This is a genomic window from Pseudomonas sp. G(2018) (assembly GCF_005502415.1).
In the GTDB taxonomy this organism is placed as follows: Bacteria; Pseudomonadota; Gammaproteobacteria; order Pseudomonadales; family Pseudomonadaceae; genus Aquipseudomonas.
This window is the reverse complement of record NZ_SCOO01000029.1, coordinates 61,650-82,200: the sequence shown is the minus strand read 5'-3', so window position 1 is coordinate 82,200 and position 20,551 is coordinate 61,650. Positions and strand designations below refer to the sequence as shown.

Genomic DNA, 20,551 nt, shown 5'->3' with positions numbered 1-20,551 from the left:
TTGTGTAGCGCCGATCAATGCCGGCGCCTTTTTGCCCTATTGCCAGAATGCCGGAGCACTGGCGCAGGCTGCTTTAATCAATTGTGCCGCTTGATCGATGTCCTGCTCGGTGGTGAAACGTCCCAGGCTCAAGCGAATGGTGCGACTCGCCGCGTGAGCGTCATGCCCCAGGGCCAGCAGCACGTGGGAGGGTGCATTGCTCGCGGAATTGCAGGCCGAGGTCGCGGAAAACGCGATCGAGGCGAGCAATGCCGTCGAATTGAACTCGCCTTCATTGAAGGTCAGGCTCAAGGTATGGGGGATGCGTTGGCTCGGGCTGCCGTTGAGGCGTACGCCGGGAATGCTGAACAGTTGCTCAAGCAAGCGCTCTCGCAGCTGCACGATCAAGGTTTTTTCTTCATCGAATGCAGCCGCCGCCAGCGCAAAAGCCTCGCCCATGGCGACGATTTGATGCGTCGCCAGGGTGCCGGAACGCAAACCGCCCTCGTGCCCACCGCCGTGGATCTGTGCCAGCAAGCGCTGTTGGGCGCGCGGGCCGACGTACAGTGCGCCGATACCCTTGGGGCCATAGAGTTTGTGCGCCGAAAAGGACATCAGGTCCACCGGCCACTCGGCCAGGTCAATCGCCACTTTACCTGCGCCCTGCGCTGCGTCGACATGGAACAACGCCTGGCGATCACGCACCAGCTGACCGATGGCCGGGATGTCGTTGACCGTACCGAGTTCGTTATTGACCAGCATCAGCGACACCAGAAAGGTGTCCTCGCGCATGGCTTCGCTGACCGCTTGCGGGGTGATCAGGCCATCGGCGTCCGGCACCAGGTACGTTACCGCGACACCGGCATCCTGCAACTGCTTCGCGGTATCGAGGATAGCCTTGTGTTCGATCTGGCTGGTGATGATGTGGCCGCCGGCAACGCCGCGCGCCTGGGCGACGCCTTTGAGGGCGAGGTTGTTGGATTCGGTGGCGCCGGAGGTCCAGACGATCTCTTCGGGTGTGGCGCCGACCAGTCCGGCGACCTGGCGCCGCGCCTGCTCGACCGACTGCCGGGCCTGTTGGCCGAAGGCGTGGGAGCTGGAGGCGGGGTTGCCGAAATTGCCGCTGAACCCCAGACACTCGACCATGACCTTGATGACCCGCTCATCCACCGGCGTGGTGGCGGCGTAGTCGAAATACAACGGACGTTTATTCATAAAAGACTCGCAGAGCGTGTTCCGGGATCAGGAAGCTCGTGACTGTAAACGTCAAGACGCAGCCTTGTGAGCTGCGCCCGGTTTCAGAACGCTACCAATACCTGATCGGATGCCGTTAAAGAAGTACAACTTCATTTAAAAGTGCGTAGGAACGCTCCTGAAAAGCGAGCTTAACAGGCATCGGGCAACCGGTTGAAGCAATGCGTCAGCTAAAGCTTTCGAGCAGGATCGGATACAGCGATGCCACCAGCAGCGCGGCCATGCCCCAGTTGAACAGGCGCAACCAGCGGCGGTCCTTCAGCACGTTGCGCAAAAGGGTGCCGCACGCGGCCCAGACACCGACGCTCGGCAGGTTAATGATGGCGAACACCGCGGCAATCACGATGACGTTGGTGAAGTAACCCTGCATCGGCGTGTAAGTGCTGATCGCGCCGATGGCCATGATCCAGGCCTTGGGATTGACCCACTGAAACGCGGCGGCGCCCAGGTAGCTGATCGGTTTGCCCTCGCCCTTGTCACTGTCCGAAACCGGCCCGGAATGGGCGATTTTCCACGCCAGATACAGCAAATACGCCGCGCCAACGTATCGCAGCACGGTATAGAGCACAGGGTAAGTCTGGAACACCGCGCCCAAGCCGAAACCCACCGCCACGACCAGCACGAAGAACCCGCAAGTGATGCCAAGCATGTGCGGAATGGTGCGGTTGAAGCCGAAGTTCACACCGGACGCCAGCAACATCGTGTTGTTCGGGCCGGGCGTGATCGAGGTGACGAGGGCAAACAGGGCGAAGCCCAGCAGCAGATCGAGCGAGAGTGTCATGGGTGGCAGTCCATCAGGGTCGGTCAGGTATTGACCCTATCGCACACCTCGGCGCAAACCCATGGACAGTTAGGTGAAAGTTCGAGCAGTACAGTTCTTGCTCAGCTTGGGCGACCGCGCAGCTGTACAGCTCGCTCGGCGTTCATTTCACCCTGCTTGTCGAAGCCAAACGTCTTTGGCGACTCACCGAGTATTTCGGCTTTTTTCGCGTGGTATTCGTCGAAGGACAAACCGCGGCGGTTCAACGCCTCCAAGGCCAATTCCCGGGTTTCTTCGGCGGTGTAGGGCCGCAGTTCCGGGGATACATGGCTGGCACATCCGGCAAGAACGGAAAGGCTCAGCAGCAGCAAAGTGGTAATCAGGGTTTTCATCTTGAGCGTCCTGGCAATCTGGGTTCGGGGCAATGAACACAGGCTACTCGCGCCTTCGCACGGGCAGAAATCAACGCTCTCGATAGTCGTTATTGAGTTTTCCTAATTTCAGTCCGTCCCACATGACATATTCCATAAGGCACTATAAATATTTGTTTAACTTCTTTTACGGAATAAAAACGAAGCTTTATAACAACTTCATCCACTAGTGCACTGTTGCTCACGCAACTGTTTGCCGGGCAACAGTCATTCAACAAACAGCCCTGAAAAACCAACAGCGCGGTCTGATCAACGCGCTGCAAGCCCCGTAAAACCAGGCTTCGAGGGATTGGTACAGCTCTTGCTCAAGGGGGTTAAGCCCAGTGATGACTCACTGCTCCCCCAGCAACTGTTTAAAAAGGAACTGATCATGTCGCGTCCATTGAAAGTCGTTGCCCTCTCCGGCGGCACCTGGCGTCCTTCCCGCACCCTGGTGCTGACTCAAGCGCTGTTGGCGCAATTGGCCGAGCAACTGCCGATCGAGAGCAAGCTGATCGAACTGGGCGACATCGCCCGGCCACTGGGCGCAGCGCTGTCCCGTCAGGAAGTGAGCGTGGAAATCGAAGCCGAGCTGCAAGCGATTGAAAACGCCGACTTGCTGATTGTCGCCGCGCCGGTGTATCGCGGTTCCTACCCAGGCCTGCTCAAGCACCTGTTCGACCTGATCGATCTGAATGCGCTGATCAACACCCCGGTGCTGCTGGCTGCCACCGGTGGCAGCGAACGTCATGCGCTGGTACTCGATCACCAGTTGCGCCCGCTGTTCAGTTTCTTCCAGGCGCTGACCTTGCCGATTGGCGTGTATGCCACCGAAGCCGATTTCTCCCATTACCAAATAACCAGTGAGCCCTTGAAGGCCCGCATTCGTCTTGCTGCAGAACGCGCCGCGCCGTTGTTCGGTGCGTATCCCAACAATCTGCTGAAAATCGCTTAAGGACTTCTTCATGGATGTTTTCTGGTTTCTGCCCACCCACGGCGACGGCCACTACCTGGGCACTACCCAGGGTGCTCGCCCGGTTACTCTCAACTACCTGAAACAAGTGGCGCAGGCTGCTGACAGCCTCGGCTACCACGGTGTGCTGATTCCCACTGGTCGCTCCTGCGAAGACTCGTGGGTGATCGCTTCGGCGCTGGTGCCGTTGACCGAGCGTCTGCGTTATCTGGTGGCGATCCGCCCCGGGATCATTTCGCCGACCGTATCGGCGCGCATGGCCGCCACGCTAGATCGCCTGTCCAACGGCCGCTTGCTGATCAACGTCGTGACCGGCGGCGATCCTGATGAAAACCGCGGTGACGGCAGCTTCCTCGATCACAGCGAACGCTACGAAGTCACCGACGAATTCCTAAAGATCTGGCGCCGGGTGCTGCAAGGCGAATCGGTGGATTTCGAGGGCAAACACCTGAGAGTGCAAAACGCCAAGGCGCTGTATCCACCGGTGCAGAAACCCTATCCCCCACTGTACTTCGGCGGTTCGTCCGATGCCGCCCATGACCTGGCTGCCGAACAGGTGGATGTCTACCTGACCTGGGGCGAACCACCCGCCGCTGTGGCGCAAAAGCTTGCCGACGTCCGTGAGCGTGCTGCGCGTCATGGACGCACGGTAAAATTCGGGATTCGCCTGCATGTGATCGTGCGCGAAACCGCCGAAGAAGCGTGGAAAGCCGCGGACAAACTGATCGAACACATCAGTGACGAAACCATCGCTGCGGCGCAAAAGTCGTTCTCGCGCTTCGATTCGGAAGGTCAACGGCGCATGGCGGCACTGCATGACGGGCGTCGCGACAACCTGGAAATTTCGCCCAATTTGTGGGCTGGCGTCGGCCTGGTGCGTGGCGGTGCCGGGACGGCGTTGGTGGGCGATCCGCAACAGGTGGCGGCGCGCATCAAGGAGTACGCGGACCTGGGGATCGAGAGTTTCATTTTCTCCGGCTATCCGCATCTTGAAGAAGCTTATCGCTTTGCCGAACTGGTGTTCCCGCTACTGCCCGAGCCATACGCCAGCCTTGCCGGGCGCGGTGTCACCAATCTGACCGGGCCGTTTGGCGAAATGATTGCCAATGATGTGCTGCCTGCCAAAGCCTCGGCCTGACCCTGCAATCCCTGTGGGCGCCAGCCTGCTCCCACAGAGGTACTGCTTCGATTTTTAGAAGGAAACCCGCGTGACTGCCAAGCCGCACAGCGCCCTGATATCCCCGCTGCAAACCGCCCGCCAATTGGCCGCCGGGTTTGCCTTGACCGCCGTCGAGCGCGATGAGCGGGGCGGTACGCCCAAGGCCGAGCGTGACGCCCTGCGCCACAGCGGCCTGCTTGCATTGAGTATTCCTACCCGATTCGGCGGCCTCGGCGCCAACTGGAGTGAAACCCTGACCGTGGTGCGCGAGTTCGCCAAGGTCGACAGTTCGCTTGCCCACGTGTTCGGCTTCCATCACCTGATGCTCGCCACCGTGCGCCTGTTCGCCCGGCCCGAACAATGGCAGCCGTGGTTCGAACAGACCGCGCGCAAGAACTGGTTCTGGGGTAATGCGCTCAATCCTTTGGACACCCGCACCGTGGTGAAAAACCTCGGAGGCTGGCGTGAGTTTTCCGGCAAGAAAAGTTTCTGCTCCGGGGCCAGCGATTCGGAAATGCTGATCGCCTCGGCGGTGGACGAAAGCGCGGGCGGCAAGCTGTTGATCGCCGCCATCCCCAGCGGTCGCAGCGGCATCACCTTGCACAACGACTGGAACAACATGGGCCAGCGCCAGACCGACAGCGGCAGCGCCACGTTCGAACGGGTGCGCGTCGAAGAATCGGAACTGCTGCTCGACCCGGGTCCGCTGAGTACGCCGTTCGCCTGCCTGCGCCCGCTGATCGCCCAGCTCACGTTTACCCACATGTTCCTCGGTATTGCCGAAGGTGCCTTCGAAGAAGCGCGGCAATACACGCTGACCGAAACCCGGCCGTGGCACAAATCCACGGCTCGGGATGTGCGCCAGGACCCTTATGTGCTCGGCCACTACGGCGAATTCTGGGTCGCCCTCGAAGGCGTGCGGTTACTGGTGGAACGCGCCGCCGACCTGCTCGACAAGGCGTGGGCCAAAGGTCCGGATCTCAGTGCCGAGGAACGCGGGCATCTGGCCACCGCCATCGCCACCGCCAAGGTTGCCGCGACCCGCAATGGCCTGGAGTTGTGTAGTCGCTTGTTCGAAGTGACCGGCGCGCGCTCGACTCACGCCTCGCTGCGCCTGGACCGGCACTGGCGCAACCTGCGCACGCAAACCCTGCATGACCCGGTGGATTACAAGATTCATGAACTGGGTGATTGGGCGTTGAACCAGGCCCTGCCGATTCCGACTTTTTATTCATAGCTTGCCCTACAAGGAGCGTGCCCCATGCAACTGCTGACCTTACCGCCCTCGCCCGCTCTGGTCACGTCGATCCGCGCCACGGCCCAGGTGTTCGAAGACCCGAAATCCCAGGCCTTGCTCGCGCATCTGCAACAAGTCGCACCGAGTGAAGCCAGTGTGCTGATCATTGGCGAAACCGGCACTGGCAAAGAGCTGGTGGCGCGACACATTCATAACCTCAGCGCACGGCGCAACCGACCGTTCGTGGCGGTGAACTGCGGTGCGTTTTCCGAATCCCTGGTCGAGGCCGAGCTGTTCGGTCATGAGAAAGGTGCATTTACCGGCGCGTTGAGCGCCAAGGCCGGCTGGTTCGAAGAGGCCGACGGCGGCACGCTGTTTCTCGATGAAATCGGCGATTTGCCGATGGCGATTCAGGTCAAGTTGCTGCGGGTGCTACAGGAACGCGAAGTGGTGCGCCTTGGCTCGCGCAAGAGCATACCCATCAATGTGCGGGTGCTGGCGGCGACCAACGTGCAACTGGAAAAAGCCATCAACGCCGGGCACTTTCGCGAAGACCTGTACTACCGGCTCGACGTGGTCAGCCTGGAGTTGAGCCCGCTGCGCGACCGTCCCGGCGACATCCTGCCGCTGACCCGCCACTTCATCGACGCCTACAGCCAGCGCCTGGGTTACGGCAGCATCACCATCAGCAAAGAGGCCGAACTGAAACTGCGCAGCTACAGTTGGCCGGGCAACATTCGCGAACTGGAAAACGTCATTCACCACACCCTGCTGATTTGCCGCAACGGAGTGATCGAACGCGACGACCTGCGTCTGTCGAACATGCGCATCGAGCGTCAGGACGACCACCATGCACAGGTCGACGACTCCGCCGAAGCACTGCTGAATAGAGCTTTTCAGAAGCTCTTCGAAGAGCAGGCGGGTGCGCTGCATGAGAAAGTCGAAGACGCCTTGCTGCGCGCCGCCTACCGATTCAGTCATTACAACCAGGTGCACACCGCTGCCCTGTTGGGGCTGAGCCGCAACGTGACCCGCACGCGCCTGATCAAGATCGGCGAGCTGGCGGTGAACAAGCGTCGGCCCACGGAAAATGTGCAGGGTGAACGGTTGATGCAGCTCTCTATTTAACCCACCAGATTGCAATGCAGTGCGTGGTCGTGGCTGCGCTCCAGGCTGTGCAACACCTGGAACGAGCCGAAGGTCACGGTTTTCGCCTGGTGTGCGCGGATCAACTGCCAGAAATCCTCTTCGCCGCTTTCAAAACTCCGGAACGCGGCTTCCCCGGCCTCGCGGGTTTGCCATTGCAGGTAATTGAGCACCCGCCGGCCATCATCGCTCGCCTGAATGCTGGCACTCAGAAAGCCGCTGTAATGCTGAGCCAGACGCTCGGTCTGCCGGGATAACGCCGACACCAGTGCCGGTTGCTGATGGGGTTCGATCTCGAATTCGATCAGCTGGGTGAAGCTGCGATTTTTCTCTGGCGCTTGCATGAATAGTCCCCCAGTACCTGTAAGACGGATCTTGCGATCCGAAGGCGTGCAGGTTAAAACCTCAAGTTAACTAGAGGTCAAGGGGCATTTTTCAAATGATCACCTCGGAAAACCTGCATAAAGAACTCACCGTCGGCCAGTTGGCGGCGCGCAGTGGCGTAGCGGTCACGGCGCTGCACTTCTATGAGTCCAAGGGTTTGATCAAAAGCAATCGCAATCAGGGCAACCAGCGGCGATATCCAAGGGAGGTGCTGCGACGGGTGGCGCTGATCAAGGTAGCTCAGCGCCTGGGCATTCCATTGGCGGAAATCGGCGAGGCACTGAAAACCCTGCCGGATAATCGAGCACCGACGGCGGCGGACTGGAAGGTCTTGTCGGCGCAGTGGAGTCGGGATCTGGATGAGCGGATCAGTCAGCTGACGCTGTTGCGCGACCGACTCAATGGCTGCATCGGTTGTGGGTGTTTATCGATGGAGGCGTGTCCGTTGCGTAATTTTGGCGATGTGTTGGGGGAGCAGGGACCGGGGGCGCAGTTGTTGGAGTCGAGGGTTGATCCAAAATAGAGGTGCGGCCATCGCGGGCAGCAAGGTGTGGCGGATGATCTGCCAGGTGTTGGCGCCCATGGCCTGGGTCACTTCCACCACGCCGCGATCGACTTTCCGCAGCGCGGTTTCCACCCAGATACCTGAGTCATTACAGCTTCTGTGCCTGACCCTGAGGGCTAATGTTTTCGGGTAGTTCAGGGGCGTTTCGGGGGTTTCAGGGTGATGAAGCCGGGCAATCTGTTGCTTCACTGTTGATGGCTGAACAGCGGCGCTTACGCCCGGAATACGCCCATCGCCAGCGGTGATCTTTTTTGTGAACTTGAAACATGCCGAAAGTCAAAATCAAGAGATCGCAGTCTTCGGCAGCTCCTACACTTGATTGTCCTGCTCAAAGGCAGCGGATTCACAACAACATCAGGGAGAACCATCATGAGCGTCAAACCTATTCCAGAGGGTTATCACAGCATCACCCCGTACCTGGGCATCGCGAAAGCGGCCGAGGCCATCGACTTCTATAAAAAAGCCTTCAATGCCATCGAGGTCATGCGCCTGGCCATGCCCGATGGCGGCATCGGCCACGCCGAACTGCGCATCGGCGATTGCCCGATCATGCTCGGCACACCGTGCGATCAGGGGCCGTTGAGCAATCCGGACAATTCGCCATCCGTGGGTCTGCATTTGTATGTGACCGATGTCGACAAGTCATACAAACAGGCGATTGCCGCCGGCGGCATCGTGGTGTCGGAGGTCAAGGATCAGTTCTATGGCGATCGTTCCGGGACGTTGAAGGATCCCTATGGCCATCTGTGGTTTTTGGCTACGCGCAAGGAGGATCTGACTCAGGAACAGATCGAGCAGCGGGCGAAGGAGATGTTTCAGCAGGGTTGAGTTCATCGTCGACTGATCGGACGTCATCGCGGGCAAGCCCGCTCCCACAGTTGTCGAGGTTGCTCGAAATTCTGTATTCGCAGCAGATCTCTGTAGGAGCGGGCTTGCCCGTGATGGCGGTGTATCGGACACCACTAAACACACTTCATGAACAATCACACCACACTTTGCGGCTTGTCCTCACGCCCTGCCCCTTTCAGGATGCACACACCCACAACAAGGAGCCCCCCATGTTCGCTGGATTCCTGAATGACCAGCGCCACGTCAATGGTGTGGACATTACTTACCGCATCGGCGGTAGCGGCCCGGGGCTGCTGTTGCTGCACGGTCATCCGCAGACCCATGTCATCTGGCACAAGGTTGCCGAACAATTGGCCGAACACTTCACGGTGATCGCCGCCGACCTGCGCGGTTACGGCGACAGCAGCAAGCCGCCAGCCGACGACCAGCACGCCAGTTACTCCAAACGTGAAATGGCCAGGGACGGGGTCGAGCTGGAACATGACCAAGCCGACATTGAAGCCGGTCATCAGCTGAATTTGCCCTTGCTGGTGCTGTGGGGCGCCGAAGGTACGGTCGGGCGTTGCTTCGAGCCGCTCAGGGAATGGCAGCAGGTCGCTACCGATGTCCGTGGCAAGGCATTGCCTGCCGGTCATTACATCGCCGAAGAAGTCCCCGAATTGCTGCTCGCCGAAGTGCTGGGTTTTCTGCGCTGACCTCGGCCTCTCGCTGAATTGCACCCTCCTTGCGCGCAGGTCGTCATCGGCCCGCGCGCATTGTCTTGCCCGCGAAAAAATCCTCTTTCGCGAAATACGAAACATTTTCTTTCATATCGGCCTTCGGGATTTTGGATGCTCATCCGTCCTATATAGATGCAGTCCTGTCGCGTAGGTAAAAGCCACGACTGGACTTTTATCGACCTCGTCGCTGCGAAGCCCGTAGCAGAGGCCTTTTCATCGAAACAAGACGCCCAATCATGTCGAAGAAATCCCGTTCCAAAATCTGGTTTCTGGTCCATAGCTGGCTGGCGCTGCCCATCTGGTTTTTCGTCCTGATCGTCTGTGTGACCGGCACCCTGGCGGTGGTCAGCCAGGAAATCGTCTGGCTGGCCAACCCGCAGATGCGTGCCAGCCAACCCTCGGACGATGCGCCGCGCCTGAATTACGACCAGATCGTCGCCGCGATCAAGAAGGCCGAACCCGACACACTGGTCGAGGGCATCAATCGCCCAGACGAATCACACTTTGCCCTGGACGTGAACGTCAGCTACCCCGACGGTCGCTCGCTGACGGTGTATGTTAATCCGTACACCGGTGCCATTCAGGGCCCCGCCCCGCAATTCAATTTCCAGGCATTCACCCGCGCCCTGCATGGCTGGTGGCTGGTGCCGTTCACCAACGGCTACAGCTGGGGCTGGTACCTGGTGTCATTTCTCAGCCTGCCGATGCTGGCTTCGCTGGTGACCGGGCTGGTGGTGTACAAGCGTTTCTGGAAAGGCTTCTTGCGTCCGACCCTGCGCATTCGCCACGGAGCACGAATTTTCTGGGGCGATTTCCATCGGCTCAGCGGCATCTGGTCGACCTGGTTCATCGCGGTGATTTCCATCACCAGCACCTGGTTCCTGATCCAGGCGTTCATGTTCGATAACCAGATTTCCATCTCCACCGCACCGGTCGCCGCCGTGGTCCCGCGCGAAAGCGTGCCGCTCACCGCCGATGGCTCGCCGGCACCGATGATCAGCCTGGAAACGGCAATCCAGCAGGCCAAGGAACGCATCCCCGGTCTTGACGAAAGTTTTGTCAGCCTGCCCGCCAACGCCTTCAGCTACCTGTCGGTGGGTGGTCGCAGTTGGTATCCGCTGATGTACCAGACCGCCGACATCAACCCTTACACGGGTGAGATTGCCGCCACGCGCCTGCTGTCGGACCGTTCGGGCCTGGAGTTCGTCACCGAGTCCATGCGACCGCTGCACACCGGTGATTTCGGCGGGATCTGGATCAAGTTGATCTGGTTCTTCTTCGGCCTGCTGCTGAGCATGATGGTGCTCAGCGGCCTGTTGATCTGGACCAAGCGCACCGCCCTGGCCACGGCCAACGCCCTCAAGCGCAGTAACAAACGCCCGCGCAGCGAGCGTGTTTCGGCCACCAGCGGTCAAGCCACGGAGGTCAGCCAATGAGCCTGTTCGCTGCGGAACAACCGACTTCGAAACTGAGCCGTTTCTGGCACAAATGGCGTTTCCACATCAACATTTTGCTGTTGCTGATACCGCTTGGCTTCATGCCCAAATACTTCGCCGACGCCGCACTTTTCCGCGGTGACACCGGCCTGGGCGAAAGGGAAATCGGTGAAATCCAGGTCGGCCCGTGGAGCGTGCGCCTGGCGGAATTGCGCAACGAAGCCCCCCTGCTCGATGGCCCCGCCGGCTACATGAAGAGCTTCAACGCAGCGTTGTGCGACAGCTGCCGCGAGCAAGTCAAAGCCACTTACCTGCGCATCGGCAAACCCCGCAGCCTGCGCGCCGCCGGGGTGATTTTCTTCGGCACGCCGTACCGCATGGGCGCCATGTTGCCGGTCCCGGAAAAGACCAAGGCCGACGCCGAACTGTGGATAACCATGGAAGGCTGGGACGGCTCCATGCATCAGGCATCCATTCCTCTGGGCCAGGCGTCCCCCGCCACCCTCGCCTGGCTGAATTCACAAGGAGGCAAACCATGATCAACCTTATTCGCCCTCTGCGCGTTGCTTTACTGGTGCTCTGCGCCGGCTTCAGCGCCGGCGCCCTGGCCCACAACCCGATGTGCGAATGCAAGGCCATCGACGCCGAGCAGATCAAGTGCACTGGCGGTTTCTCCGACGGTAGTGGTGCGCCGGGCGTGACCCTGGACGTGATCGGCTACGACGAAACCATACTTGTGCCGGGCAAGCTCGGAGCCGACTCGACCCTGACTTTCAAGAAGCCCGGCGCCGAGTTCTATGTGCTGTTCGACGCCGGCCCTGGCCACGTGGTCGAGATAGACCAAGCGGACATCGACGCGCCATGAGCAACCCAACCACGCAAATCGTCCGCCCGGCCGGTGCCGGCCATGAAACCCTCAACGTGCTGCTGTTATGCCTGATGATCCTGGCGATTGCCGGTTCGGTGGTTGCCTGGCGCCACGAGTCCCAGGACGTGACACAGGTGAGCAGCCATCAACTGGATGCCCGCCGCGACCTGAGCGCTTCAGAACAAGGCATCTACGCCGATTTGCGCGTGACCCTGGACGAGATTCATTTGCTGCGCCAGGAACAACAAACCCTGCCGACACCTGAAACCCTGGCCGATGAAGGCTTTGCGCCGTTCGCCCAGGATGCCAGTTCAGTAAGTCGCGGCGGTCACGCCTGGCAGTTGCTAGCGGACAAGGCCTACATCGGCCAGAGCCAGGCGCCGACCGTCGCCGGTTCGTTTCTGATGCGCCTGACCGCCGACGACGATGCGCCGGACATCTGGCTCAACCGCGCCACTGGCATCAAAGCCCCTGCCGACCTCACCGATGCCGCCCTCGAAAGCGCCGGCTGGCAGCAGATCGTCGCGCAATTCGATGCCGGCGTAACCCGCCAGCACCGGCACTGAACCCTCGCCTTCACCCGAGAGAAGACTGCTTTCCCATGCCCATTTCATCTCTACGCTCTGTTCTGCGTCTGGCACTGGTTGGCCTGCTGGCCTGCCTGCTGACACCCCTGGCCAGCGCCGACGAAGCCAAGCGCTTGCGCATCGGCATCACCCTGCACCCGTATTACAGCTACGTGGCCAACATCGTCGGCGACAAGGCCGAAGTGGTGCCGCTGATTCCGGCCGGTTTCAATCCCCACGCCTACGAACCACGGGCCGAGGACATCAAGCGCATCAGCGGGCTGGATGTGATCGTACTCAACGGCGTCGGCCATGACGACTTCGCCGACCGCATGATCGCCGCCAGCGAAACCCCCAACGTCAAGGTCATCGAAGCCAACGAAAACGTGCCGTTGCTGGCGGCCACCGGCGTTGCCGCGCGCGGCGCCGGCAAGGTGGTCAATCCGCACACCTTCCTGTCGATCAGCGCCTCGATTGCCCAGGTCAACAACATCGCCCGGGAACTGGGCAAGATCGATCCGGCCAACGCCAAGACCTACACCGAAAACGCCCGCGCCTATGGCAAACGCCTGCGCAAGATGCGCGCCGACGCCCTGGCCAAACTGACCCAGGCGCCGAACGCCGAACTGCGCGTGGCCACGGTGCACGCGGCCTACGACTACTTGCTGCGGGAATTCGGCCTGGAAGTCACCGCTGTGGTCGAACCGGCCCACGGTATCGAGCCGAGCCCGAGCCAACTGAAGAAGACCATCGACCAACTGCGGGAGCTGGACGTGAAGGTGATCTTCTCGGAGATGGATTTCCCATCCACCTACGTCGACACCATCCAGCGTGAGTCCGGGGTGAAGCTGTACCCGCTGTCGCACATTTCCTACGGCGAGTACACCGCCGACAAGTATGAAAAGGAAATGACCGGCAACCTCAACACCGTGGTGCGGGCGATTCAGGAGTCAGGTGCATGACCTCAAAAGAAGTCGAGTTCCCTGTGGGAGCGAGCCTGCTCGCGAAGGCGTCCAGCCAGTCGCCATCATCGTTGAATGACACACCGCATTCGCGAGCCGGCTCGCTCCCACAAGGTTCGGGGCCGACCCTGGATTTCGCGGACGTCTGCCTGACCCTCGGTCGCACGACGATCCTCGATAAAGTGACCTTTCAGGTCCGCCCCGGCAACGTGCATGCGCTGGTCGGCCCCAACGGCGGTGGCAAGAGCTCGCTGATCAAGACCCTGCTCGGGCAGATGCCGCATCAGGGCCGCTTGAGCCTGCAATGGCCAGGTGAGGCAGGCACCATCGGCTACGTGCCTCAGGCACTGGAGTTCGACCGTGGCCTGCCGATGACCGTTGACGATTTCATGGCTGCCATGTGTCAGCGGCGCCCGGCATTCCTTGGATTGAGCAAGCACTACGCGGCGGCGATTGGCGAGGCCCTGGAACGGGTCGGCATGCAGGACAAGCGCAAGCGGCGCATGGGCGCGTTGTCCGGTGGCGAGCGCCAGCGGGTGTTGCTGGCGCAAGGACTGATTCCGGCACCGCAGTTGCTGGTGCTGGATGAACCGATGTCGGCCCTCGATGAGGCCGGCATCCAGGTGTTCGAACGCTTGCTCGCCGACTGGCGAACGGCGGGCATCACCGTGTTGTGGATCGAGCACGATCTGGAAGCGGTCGGGCGTCTGGCGGACCACGTCACCGGGCTCAACCGTCGGGTGCTGTTCGACGCCACGCCGCAACAGGCACTGACACCCGAGCGCCTGCTGACGCTGTTTTCGACCCATCCACGGAGCCTTGCCTCATGAGTTACGAAGCCTTTCGTTTGATGGTGCAGGGCTGGGCCTCGTCGGGTTACCTGCCCGAGGCGCTGGCCTATGGATTTGTGGTCAATGCCCTGCTCGCCGGACTGTTGATCGGCCCGGTGCTGGGCGGGTTGGGCACGCTGGTGGTGGTCAAGCGCTTCGCATTTTTCTCCGAAGCCGTGGGCCACGCGGCGCTGACCGGCGTGGCCATCGGCATCCTGCTCGGCGAACCCTACACCGGCCCCTACGGCAGCCTGTTCGGCTACTGCTTGCTGTTCGGTATCCTGCTCAATTACCTGCGTAACCGCACCGGTCTGGCGCCGGATACGTTGATTGGCGTGTTCCTCTCGGTGTCGCTGGCACTGGGGGCGAGCCTGCTGCTGATTCTGGCGGGCAAGATCAACGTGCACATTCTGGAAAACGTGCTGTTCGGTTCGGTGCTGACGGTCAACGGCAATGACCTGCTGGTGCTGGCCATCGTCGGCTCGTTGGTCATGGCGCTGGCCCTGCCGTTGTACAACCGCATCATGCTCGCCAGTTTCAACCCGCAACTGGCGGCAGTGCGCGGGGTGGCGGTGAAAACGCTGGATTATCTGTTCGTGGTCCTGGTGACCCTGATCACCGTCGCCGCGGTGAAAGTCATCGGCGCGATTCTGGTGGGTGCCCTGCTGGTGATTCCGGCGGCGGCAGCTCGTTTGCTCAGCCAGTCGCTGAAGGGCTTTTTCTGGTGCTCGGTATTGATCGCCACGATGAGTACGTTGTGCGGAATCCTCGCGCCCATCGTCTTCGACCTGCCGATTCCGTCCGGTGCCGCGATCATTCTGGTCGCCGGTATCGCCTTCGCCCTGGCCGCCATCGCGCGCGGCGTTGTCCCCAGCCTGAAAGGGAACCTTGGATAAATGTCATTTTCTCTGCGACAACTGACCCTGGCCGTCGCCCTGTGTGGCCTGGCTAATGCTGCCTGTGCGGCGGACGGCGCCAAACCGTTACGCGTGCTGGCATCCTTGCCGATCACTTACGGGTTGGGCGAGGTGCTGCTCAAGGGCACCGACGTCAGCCTTGAACGCGCGGCGCCAGCGAACTTGCCCGGTAGCCGTCAGACCGCGTACTTCACTGGCCGTGGCGCGCCAGCGCTGGCCAAACTGGCAACCGATGCCGATGCGGTGATCGGTCTGCGCTCACTGTGGGCCGATGACCCGCTGTACCCGATCTCCCGCCGCAGCAACATCCGCATCGTCGAAGTCGACGCCGCCCGCCCGGTGGACGGCGCACTGCCCGGCATCGCCGTGCAGCCAGACAACAAGGTCGATGGCTTGAACAGCCAGCCGTGGCTGGCCAGCAACAACATGGGGCGCATGGCCGATGTGATGGCGGCAGACCTGGTACGCCTGGCGCCCGCGGCCAAGCCTGCGATCGAAGCGAATCTGGCCGCACTCAAACAGCGCTTGCTCAAACTCAGCGCCGACAGCGAAGCGCGCCTGGCCGCAGCGGACAACCTCAGCGTGATGAGCCTGAGCGATCACTTCGGTTATCTGATCGGTGGTCTCAATCTGGAACTGGTTGGCCTCGATGCACGACCGGATGCCGAGTGGACACCGGAGGCGCTCAAGGCGTTGGGTGCGACGCTCAAGGACAATGACGTGACGGTGGTGTTGCATCATCGCCAGCCTTCAGACGCAGTGAAAACCGCGATCACCGAGGCCGGGAGCCGGTTGGTGGTGTTGAGTACCGATGCCGAGGATCCAGTGGCAGAGCTGGAGGGGAATGTGGATTTGGTGATCAAGGGGTTGAGTGGGGCGTGACGTCAGCTGGACCGCGTAGTGGCTTTTCGCGAGCAGGCTCGCTCCCACAGGAAACCGGGCAACATCGATAGCACACATGAAAAAGCCCGCTAACCGTCACCGGTTCAGCGGGCTTTTCATATACGCGGTCGATCAGTGCGCCACAGCCGCCTGCTCATCCATCTTCTGCCGCAAACTCAGCGGACGCATGTCAGTCCAGGTTTCTTCAATGTAAGCCAGGCATTCCTTTTTCAGCCCGCTTTTGCCCACGGTGCGCCAGCCTTCCGGCACGGCTTTGTAGTCAGGCCAGATCGAGTATTGCTCTTCGTGGTTGACCACGACCTGAAAGAGGATGTCCTCGCGGTCGAATACTGACGTCATGCTGTCTCTCCATCACTGTAGGGCGGGCTGCACGCCGCGTGCAGCCGGTATGTAGAAGGAACGTACGGGGTCCCGAAAAATTTAGACGCTGGCGGTGGCAGCAGCCAATGCCCGGCCGAAAATCTCGGCCACCTGGTCGATTTCTGCAGCAGTAATCACCAGCGGCGGCAGGAAGCGCACCACGCCACCATGCCGACCGCCCAGTTCAAGTATCAAGCCGCGCTTGAGGCATTCACGCTGTACCAGCGGTGCCAGACGCGCGAACACTGGCGGATGGCCCAAGGCATCCAGTGCGCCGGTCGGATCGACCAGTTCGACGCCAAGCATCAGACCACGACCGCGAATGTCACCCAGTTGCGGATAGTCCCGCTGCAGGATGCGCAAATGCTCGCTCAGGCGCTCGCCCATGGCGGCGGCGTGTTCGCAGACCTTGTACTCGGTCAGGTAGCGCATGACCGCGGAACCGGCGGCCATGGCCATCTGGTTGCCGCGGAAGGTCCCGGCATGGGCGCCCGGCAGCCAGGTGTCGAGCCAGTCGCGATACACCACCACCGCCAGCGGCAGGCTGCCGCCGATGGCTTTGGACATCACCACCACGTCCGGAACGATCCCGGCATGTTCGAAGGCAAACATCTTGCCGGTGCGGGCGAATCCGCTCTGGATCTCGTCGACAATCAGTGCCACACCGGCCTTTTCGGTGATCCGCCGCAGACCGCTCAGCCAGTCCAGATCGGCCGGGATCACCCCACCCTCGCCCTGCACCACTTCAACAATCACCGCCGCCGGCAACTGCACACCGGCCTCGGGATCGTTGAGCAGGTTTTCCAGGTAATTCAGGTTGGCCTTCACCCCTTGCGCACCGCCCAGACCGAACGGGCAGCGGTAGTCGTAAGGGTATGGCATGAACTGCACGCCATTACTGAGCAGTGCGCCCAAAGGCTTTTTCGGCCCCAGGCTGCCCATCAGGCTCAGCGCGCCCTGACTCATGCCGTGATATCCGCCCTGGAACGACAACACTGTGCTGCGACCGGTGGCCGTGCGCACCAGCTTGAGGGCCGCTTCAACCGCGTCGGTGCCGGTGGGGCCGCAGAACTGGATCTTCGCTTGCGCGGCCAGTGCCGGTGGCAATAGACCGAACAGATCCTGGACGAATCGGTCCTTGACCGGCGTGGTCAGGTCCAGCGTGTGCAACGGCAATTCGTCGGTCAGCACTTGCTGGATGGCTTCGATCACCACTGGATGGTTGTGCCCCAGGGCCAAAGTCCCGGCACCGGCCAAACAATCGATGAAGCTTCGGCCTTCAACATCTTCGACATGAATACCCTTGGCCCGTTTGAGCGCCAGGGGAATACGTCGCGGGTAACTACGGGCATTGGATTCCTGCTGGCTCTGTCGGGCCAGCAATGGTGATTCGTTGAACTGGTAAAGCGTCTCGGTCGGGGCGACCCGGATCGGCTGATCTTCGATAAGGCTGGTGGCGACTGACATCTCTGGACCTCAAAAAGGTTTTCCTGTTCTGGAAACGCATCAGCGGCCCAAGGATTTACACCCTCGATCAGCTTTCGATGAAGCAGATGTCAGGCCCTTGTGCATGGGGATGGCCCGGAGCCCTGCGACCATGAAGGCTCGGGCGCAGGGCTGATAGCCCAGATGCCGGTAGAACGCTTCGCTGGTGCGGGTGCTGTTGAGCCGTGCCTGATGCAGGCCCTGACCGATCAGCCAGCCTTCGAGATCCTGCACCAACGCTTGCCCGACGCCCCGGCGAAACCATTCCGGTTGCACATAACAGAACGCCACCTTGCCGCTGATCGAGGCCATGGCGACGCCAACCGGTTTGTCGTGCAACAGGGCGATATTAAGGTACAGCCGCGGGTCGGTGAGCCATGGCTGGATATGTTCGATGCTGTTGTTGTGGGTCCAGGTGGCGACGGTTTGCGGGTGGTTGCGGTGGTCGCGGGCGCAACCGACGCGAATGGAGCGCTCGATGATGCGGCTGATGATACCGGCGTCGGCCGGGGTTGCCTTGCGTGTCTGAATCGGTTCGTCCATGGCGCTGTTACCTCAATCCGTTGAGTGCGAGGAACGATAGTCCTGTGACCTCCGGGCGGCCAATGGAGAGACGTTACTTTTGATGTGCAACACAACACCCACAAGGAGTGTTGTAGTGTTTTTAGACCGGCTGCAACGGCATGCTCAGCTCAACCCGCAACCCATCTGGCCGGCTGTCGAAACGCAAGGTGCAGCCGCAGCGCTGGACGATGGCCTGGACAATCGCCAGGCCGAGGCCGCAACCGGTACTCTGGCCGTGGCGCCAGAACCGTTGGGTCAAATGTTGCAGATCGTCTTCGGCAATGCCCGGTCCGTGGTCGCGGACCACGAACTGCACGCGGTTGCCGGTGGTTTGCAGGCTCAGTTCCACCGGCCCGTCGCCGGGTGTGTGACGCAGGGCGTTGTCCAACAGATTGCGCAGCGCGGCGATCGACAGCACCGCGGGCATCTGCACCGGAGCGTGGGAGAACCTGGCCGGGACCTCGAATCTGATGCGCTGGCGATCGCCGCCGGCTGTGTCCTGGATCGCCAGTTTCGCCACTTGTTCGGCGCTGCACTGCACGCCGTCATCGAACGACAGGCTGCCTTCGACCCGCGCCAGCAACAGCAATTGTTCGAGCGTGCGGTGCAGACGGTCGGCGCCCTCCTCGGCCCGGGCCAGGGATTGATCCCTGGCTGCGCCATCGGTCATGCGCGCCACTTGCAGGTGGGTCTTGATGGCGGTCAGCGGGCTGCGCAATTCGTGGGCGGCATCACCGGTAAGCCGGCGTTCGCGCTCGATGGTCTTGCCGATTCGCTGGAACAGCTGATTCTGCGTGTCGAGCAAGGGTTGCAGCTCGCTGGGCAACGGCTGGACCTGCAAGGGCTCCAGGGAGTCGGCGCTACGGCGCATCAAAGCATCGCGCATGCGATTGAGCGGCGCCAGCCCTTGGCCAATCCCCAGCCACAGCAGACACAAACAACCCAATAACGCTACGCCTACCGGCACCGAGGCGGCCAGCAGGATCGACATGTTCAAGGCCTCCCGCTCGATCTGCCGATCCGCCGTGGTGATCCGCAGATCGCCCCGCACCAGCGTGAAACTGCGCCACGGCGCGCCGTCGATGATCTGATCGTGGAAGCCCAGTTTTTCGGCTTCCAGGGTTTGTCCCGGATCGCTGTGACTGCGGGCGAGGATTTCCCCGCGCAACGAGCTGACCTGACAGGCCATGCCACCAGGGAGGTTCAGTTGTTCAGCACTGAAATGGGTGCCCTCGCCCTTGCTCGGCACCGGCGGCAATTGCTCCATCAGCCCGGCGACCATCCGCGCCGAGGCCACCAGGCGCTGGTCGAGGGAAAACATCATTTGATTGCGCAGGTCGCTGAGCATCCAGGCCGCCGCCAGCGCCCAGATCAGCGCAAACGCGCCGCCGAGCGTCAGGCTCAGGCGCAAACGCAGACTCATCACTTCGATTGTTCTCCGCCATCGGCCGGACCCAGGCGGTACCCCAGGCCGCGCACCGTCTCGACGATGCCATTGCCAAGTTTGCGCCGCAGGTGATGGATATGCACGTTGAGGGCGTTGCTTTCCAGTTCGTCATTGAAACCGTAGACGCTGTCTTTGAGCTGCTCTGTGGACAGCACGCGGCCACGGTTATGCAGCAGTGCCTGCAACAGCGACTGCTCGCGACGCGACAGATCCACCGACCGGCCAGCGAGTGTTGTTTCGCGACTGCTCGGATCGTACGTCAGCGCACCGTGCTCGATCAGGTTGACGCTGCGCCCCGCCACCCGTCGCAACAGGGTGTGCAGGCGCGCGGCCAATTCGCGCAGATCGAAGGGTTTGAGCAGGTAGTCGTCGGCACCGGCCTGCAAACCGTCGACACGGTCGGTGACCGAGTCCCGCGCCGTGAGGATCAGCACCGGCAGCTCCAGGCCGTTGTGGCGCAACTGCTGTAGCAACTTCAGACCGTCTTCATCAGGCAGGCCGAGGTCGAGCACCATCACGTCGAACTCCGCCACCTTGAGCATCGCCCGGGCTGCGGACGCCGTGGCCACGTGTTCCACGGTCAGGCCCTGGGCGGTCAGGCCGGCGACGATGCCGCTGGCGATCAACTCATCGTCTTCGCAAACCAGTACGTGCATAGGGAGCCTCGTGTAAATAAAGCGGATTAGGCCGTTGAGCGATTAAGCGGACATTATGCCGCAAGCGACATCACCACAAGCCGGCCACAAGGCCGCCGTGGTTAATCATCGGTTAATCGCCA

At 61.2% G+C, this 20,551-nt stretch carries 24 protein-coding genes and 1 pseudogene; 15 read left to right on the top strand and 10 right to left on the bottom strand.

The annotated features are described in order from the left end of the window. Positions 1-36 precede the first annotated feature (36 nt). The 3 genes from FFS64_RS23410 to FFS64_RS23400 form a co-directional block, all read right to left on the bottom strand. Positions 37-1,194 carry a cysteine desulfurase family protein gene (locus FFS64_RS23410; RefSeq protein WP_137807330.1) on the bottom strand — a complete coding sequence of 386 codons (1,158 nt, stop codon included), beginning with the start codon at positions 1,192-1,194 and terminating at the stop codon, positions 37-39. 205 nt (positions 1,195-1,399) lie between these two features. Next, positions 1,400-2,014 carry a LysE family translocator gene (locus FFS64_RS23405; protein ID WP_137807329.1) on the bottom strand — a complete coding sequence of 205 codons (615 nt, stop codon included), beginning with the start codon at positions 2,012-2,014 and terminating at the stop codon, positions 1,400-1,402. Positions 2,015-2,115: 101 nt separating this feature from the next. Next, on the bottom strand, positions 2,116-2,385 hold the full coding sequence (locus FFS64_RS23400) for a hypothetical protein (protein WP_137807328.1): 270 nt from the start codon (positions 2,383-2,385) through the stop codon (positions 2,116-2,118). A 409-nt stretch (positions 2,386-2,794) separates the two neighbouring features. Between FFS64_RS23400 and msuE the strand changes: the two genes are divergently transcribed. The 4 genes from msuE to FFS64_RS23380 all read left to right on the top strand — a co-directional run bounded on the left by msuE (position 2,795) and on the right by FFS64_RS23380 (position 6,900). Next, complete coding sequence (gene msuE, locus FFS64_RS23395) at positions 2,795-3,358, top strand: FMN reductase (RefSeq protein WP_137807327.1); 564 nt, start codon at positions 2,795-2,797, stop codon at positions 3,356-3,358. Positions 3,359-3,368: 10 nt separating this feature from the next. Beyond that, a complete protein-coding gene (gene ssuD, locus FFS64_RS23390; RefSeq protein WP_137807326.1) occupies positions 3,369-4,514 on the top strand; it encodes an FMNH2-dependent alkanesulfonate monooxygenase in 1,146 nt (381 codons plus the stop codon). 70 nt (positions 4,515-4,584) lie between these two features. Next, complete coding sequence (locus FFS64_RS23385) at positions 4,585-5,772, top strand: acyl-CoA dehydrogenase family protein (protein WP_095197423.1); 1,188 nt, start codon at positions 4,585-4,587, stop codon at positions 5,770-5,772. Between the two features lie 24 nt (positions 5,773-5,796). Then, positions 5,797-6,900, top strand: a complete 1,104-nt coding sequence (locus FFS64_RS23380) for a sigma-54-dependent Fis family transcriptional regulator (protein ID WP_137807325.1) — start codon at positions 5,797-5,799, stop codon at positions 6,898-6,900. Here FFS64_RS23380 and FFS64_RS23375 read toward each other — a convergent pair. Beyond that, entirely contained in the window at positions 6,897-7,262 is a 366-nt protein-coding gene (locus FFS64_RS23375) for an antibiotic biosynthesis monooxygenase (RefSeq protein WP_095197421.1), read from the bottom strand. The genes FFS64_RS23380 and FFS64_RS23375 overlap by 4 nt on opposite strands. A gap of 95 nt (positions 7,263-7,357) precedes the next feature. Between FFS64_RS23375 and soxR the strand changes: the two genes are divergently transcribed. After that, entirely contained in the window at positions 7,358-7,825 is a 468-nt protein-coding gene (gene soxR, locus FFS64_RS23370; protein WP_137807324.1) for a redox-sensitive transcriptional activator SoxR, read from the top strand. A gap of 15 nt (positions 7,826-7,840) precedes the next feature. On the opposite strand, the pseudogene FFS64_RS23365 reads toward soxR, so the two are convergent. Beyond that, positions 7,841-7,939 (bottom strand): annotated as a pseudogene (locus FFS64_RS23365) (metal ABC transporter permease); the annotation flags it as partial. Between the two features lie 297 nt (positions 7,940-8,236). On the opposite strand from FFS64_RS23365, the gene FFS64_RS23360 reads away from it, so the two are divergent. From FFS64_RS23360 to FFS64_RS23315, 10 genes are all read left to right on the top strand, one after another. After that, a complete protein-coding gene (locus FFS64_RS23360) occupies positions 8,237-8,695 on the top strand; it encodes a VOC family protein (protein ID WP_137807323.1) in 459 nt (152 codons plus the stop codon). 230 nt (positions 8,696-8,925) lie between these two features. Then, positions 8,926-9,411, top strand: coding sequence for an alpha/beta fold hydrolase (locus tag FFS64_RS23355; RefSeq protein WP_137807322.1), 486 nt, complete (start codon positions 8,926-8,928; stop codon positions 9,409-9,411). A 260-nt stretch (positions 9,412-9,671) separates the two neighbouring features. Beyond that, positions 9,672-10,871 (top strand): PepSY domain-containing protein, encoded by a 1,200-nt coding sequence (locus tag FFS64_RS23350; protein WP_137807321.1) that lies wholly within the window; start codon positions 9,672-9,674, stop codon positions 10,869-10,871. Continuing rightward, a complete protein-coding gene (locus FFS64_RS23345) occupies positions 10,868-11,410 on the top strand; it encodes a thiamine pyrophosphate-binding protein (protein ID WP_137807320.1) in 543 nt (180 codons plus the stop codon). Before FFS64_RS23350 ends, FFS64_RS23345 begins: the two co-directional genes overlap by 4 nt. Further along, on the top strand, positions 11,407-11,736 hold the full coding sequence (locus tag FFS64_RS23340; RefSeq protein ID WP_137807319.1) for a hypothetical protein: 330 nt from the start codon (positions 11,407-11,409) through the stop codon (positions 11,734-11,736). Before FFS64_RS23345 ends, FFS64_RS23340 begins: the two co-directional genes overlap by 4 nt. Beyond that, positions 11,733-12,305: a DUF6162 family protein gene (locus FFS64_RS23335; RefSeq protein WP_137807318.1), complete on the top strand. Its 573-nt coding sequence runs from the start codon at positions 11,733-11,735 to the stop codon at positions 12,303-12,305. Before FFS64_RS23340 ends, FFS64_RS23335 begins: the two co-directional genes overlap by 4 nt. A gap of 35 nt (positions 12,306-12,340) precedes the next feature. Further along, positions 12,341-13,267 carry a metal ABC transporter substrate-binding protein gene (locus FFS64_RS23330; protein ID WP_137807317.1) on the top strand — a complete coding sequence of 309 codons (927 nt, stop codon included), beginning with the start codon at positions 12,341-12,343 and terminating at the stop codon, positions 13,265-13,267. Beyond that, positions 13,264-14,097, top strand: a complete 834-nt coding sequence (locus tag FFS64_RS23325; RefSeq protein ID WP_137807316.1) for a metal ABC transporter ATP-binding protein — start codon at positions 13,264-13,266, stop codon at positions 14,095-14,097. Before FFS64_RS23330 ends, FFS64_RS23325 begins: the two co-directional genes overlap by 4 nt. After that, positions 14,094-14,993, top strand: a complete 900-nt coding sequence (locus tag FFS64_RS23320) for a metal ABC transporter permease (RefSeq protein WP_137807315.1) — start codon at positions 14,094-14,096, stop codon at positions 14,991-14,993. Before FFS64_RS23325 ends, FFS64_RS23320 begins: the two co-directional genes overlap by 4 nt. Next, a complete protein-coding gene (locus FFS64_RS23315) occupies positions 14,994-15,896 on the top strand; it encodes a metal ABC transporter solute-binding protein, Zn/Mn family (protein WP_137807314.1) in 903 nt (300 codons plus the stop codon). Positions 15,897-16,028: 132 nt separating this feature from the next. On the opposite strand, the gene FFS64_RS23310 is transcribed toward FFS64_RS23315, so the two are convergent. The 5 genes from FFS64_RS23310 to FFS64_RS23290 form a co-directional block, all read right to left on the bottom strand. Then, positions 16,029-16,256 carry an MbtH family protein gene (locus FFS64_RS23310; RefSeq protein WP_128608950.1) on the bottom strand — a complete coding sequence of 76 codons (228 nt, stop codon included), beginning with the start codon at positions 16,254-16,256 and terminating at the stop codon, positions 16,029-16,031. A gap of 81 nt (positions 16,257-16,337) precedes the next feature. Further along, the gene (locus FFS64_RS23305; protein WP_137807313.1) at positions 16,338-17,744 is read right to left on the bottom strand and encodes an aspartate aminotransferase family protein; all 1,407 of its coding nucleotides are present in this window, start codon (positions 17,742-17,744) and stop codon (positions 16,338-16,340) included. A gap of 39 nt (positions 17,745-17,783) precedes the next feature. After that, positions 17,784-18,305, bottom strand: coding sequence for a GNAT family N-acetyltransferase (locus FFS64_RS23300; protein WP_137807312.1), 522 nt, complete (start codon positions 18,303-18,305; stop codon positions 17,784-17,786). Between the two features lie 121 nt (positions 18,306-18,426). Further along, positions 18,427-19,752, bottom strand: a complete 1,326-nt coding sequence (locus tag FFS64_RS23295) for an ATP-binding protein (protein WP_137807311.1) — start codon at positions 19,750-19,752, stop codon at positions 18,427-18,429. Continuing rightward, positions 19,749-20,429, bottom strand: a complete 681-nt coding sequence (locus FFS64_RS23290; protein ID WP_137807310.1) for a response regulator — start codon at positions 20,427-20,429, stop codon at positions 19,749-19,751. The genes FFS64_RS23295 and FFS64_RS23290 overlap by 4 nt, the downstream gene beginning before the upstream one ends. Positions 20,430-20,551: the final 122 nt, after the last annotated feature.

Coding starts and splice junctions, on each gene's coding strand:
- FFS64_RS23400 (WP_137807328.1), bottom strand. CDS start 2,385: ATGAAAACCCTGATTACCACTTTGCTGCTGCTGAGCCTTTCCGTTCTT.
- FFS64_RS23310 (WP_128608950.1), bottom strand. CDS start 16,256: ATGACGTCAGTATTCGACCGCGAGGACATCCTCTTTCAGGTCGTGGTC.
- soxR (WP_137807324.1), top strand. CDS start 7,358: ATGATCACCTCGGAAAACCTGCATAAAGAACTCACCGTCGGCCAGTTG.
- FFS64_RS23290 (WP_137807310.1), bottom strand. CDS start 20,429: ATGCACGTACTGGTTTGCGAAGACGATGAGTTGATCGCCAGCGGCATC.
- FFS64_RS23325 (WP_137807316.1), top strand. CDS start 13,264: ATGACCTCAAAAGAAGTCGAGTTCCCTGTGGGAGCGAGCCTGCTCGCG.
- FFS64_RS23410 (WP_137807330.1), bottom strand. CDS start 1,194: ATGAATAAACGTCCGTTGTATTTCGACTACGCCGCCACCACGCCGGTG.
- FFS64_RS23405 (WP_137807329.1), bottom strand. CDS start 2,014: ATGACACTCTCGCTCGATCTGCTGCTGGGCTTCGCCCTGTTTGCCCTC.
- FFS64_RS23300 (WP_137807312.1), bottom strand. CDS start 18,305: ATGGACGAACCGATTCAGACACGCAAGGCAACCCCGGCCGACGCCGGT.
- FFS64_RS23345 (WP_137807320.1), top strand. CDS start 10,868: ATGAGCCTGTTCGCTGCGGAACAACCGACTTCGAAACTGAGCCGTTTC.
- FFS64_RS23350 (WP_137807321.1), top strand. CDS start 9,672: ATGTCGAAGAAATCCCGTTCCAAAATCTGGTTTCTGGTCCATAGCTGG.
- FFS64_RS23340 (WP_137807319.1), top strand. CDS start 11,407: ATGATCAACCTTATTCGCCCTCTGCGCGTTGCTTTACTGGTGCTCTGC.
- FFS64_RS23330 (WP_137807317.1), top strand. CDS start 12,341: ATGCCCATTTCATCTCTACGCTCTGTTCTGCGTCTGGCACTGGTTGGC.
- FFS64_RS23360 (WP_137807323.1), top strand. CDS start 8,237: ATGAGCGTCAAACCTATTCCAGAGGGTTATCACAGCATCACCCCGTAC.
- FFS64_RS23315 (WP_137807314.1), top strand. CDS start 14,994: ATGTCATTTTCTCTGCGACAACTGACCCTGGCCGTCGCCCTGTGTGGC.
- ssuD (WP_137807326.1), top strand. CDS start 3,369: ATGGATGTTTTCTGGTTTCTGCCCACCCACGGCGACGGCCACTACCTG.
- FFS64_RS23305 (WP_137807313.1), bottom strand. CDS start 17,744: ATGTCAGTCGCCACCAGCCTTATCGAAGATCAGCCGATCCGGGTCGCC.
- FFS64_RS23320 (WP_137807315.1), top strand. CDS start 14,094: ATGAGTTACGAAGCCTTTCGTTTGATGGTGCAGGGCTGGGCCTCGTCG.
- FFS64_RS23375 (WP_095197421.1), bottom strand. CDS start 7,262: ATGCAAGCGCCAGAGAAAAATCGCAGCTTCACCCAGCTGATCGAATTC.
- FFS64_RS23335 (WP_137807318.1), top strand. CDS start 11,733: ATGAGCAACCCAACCACGCAAATCGTCCGCCCGGCCGGTGCCGGCCAT.
- msuE (WP_137807327.1), top strand. CDS start 2,795: ATGTCGCGTCCATTGAAAGTCGTTGCCCTCTCCGGCGGCACCTGGCGT.
- FFS64_RS23355 (WP_137807322.1), top strand. CDS start 8,926: ATGTTCGCTGGATTCCTGAATGACCAGCGCCACGTCAATGGTGTGGAC.
- FFS64_RS23380 (WP_137807325.1), top strand. CDS start 5,797: ATGCAACTGCTGACCTTACCGCCCTCGCCCGCTCTGGTCACGTCGATC.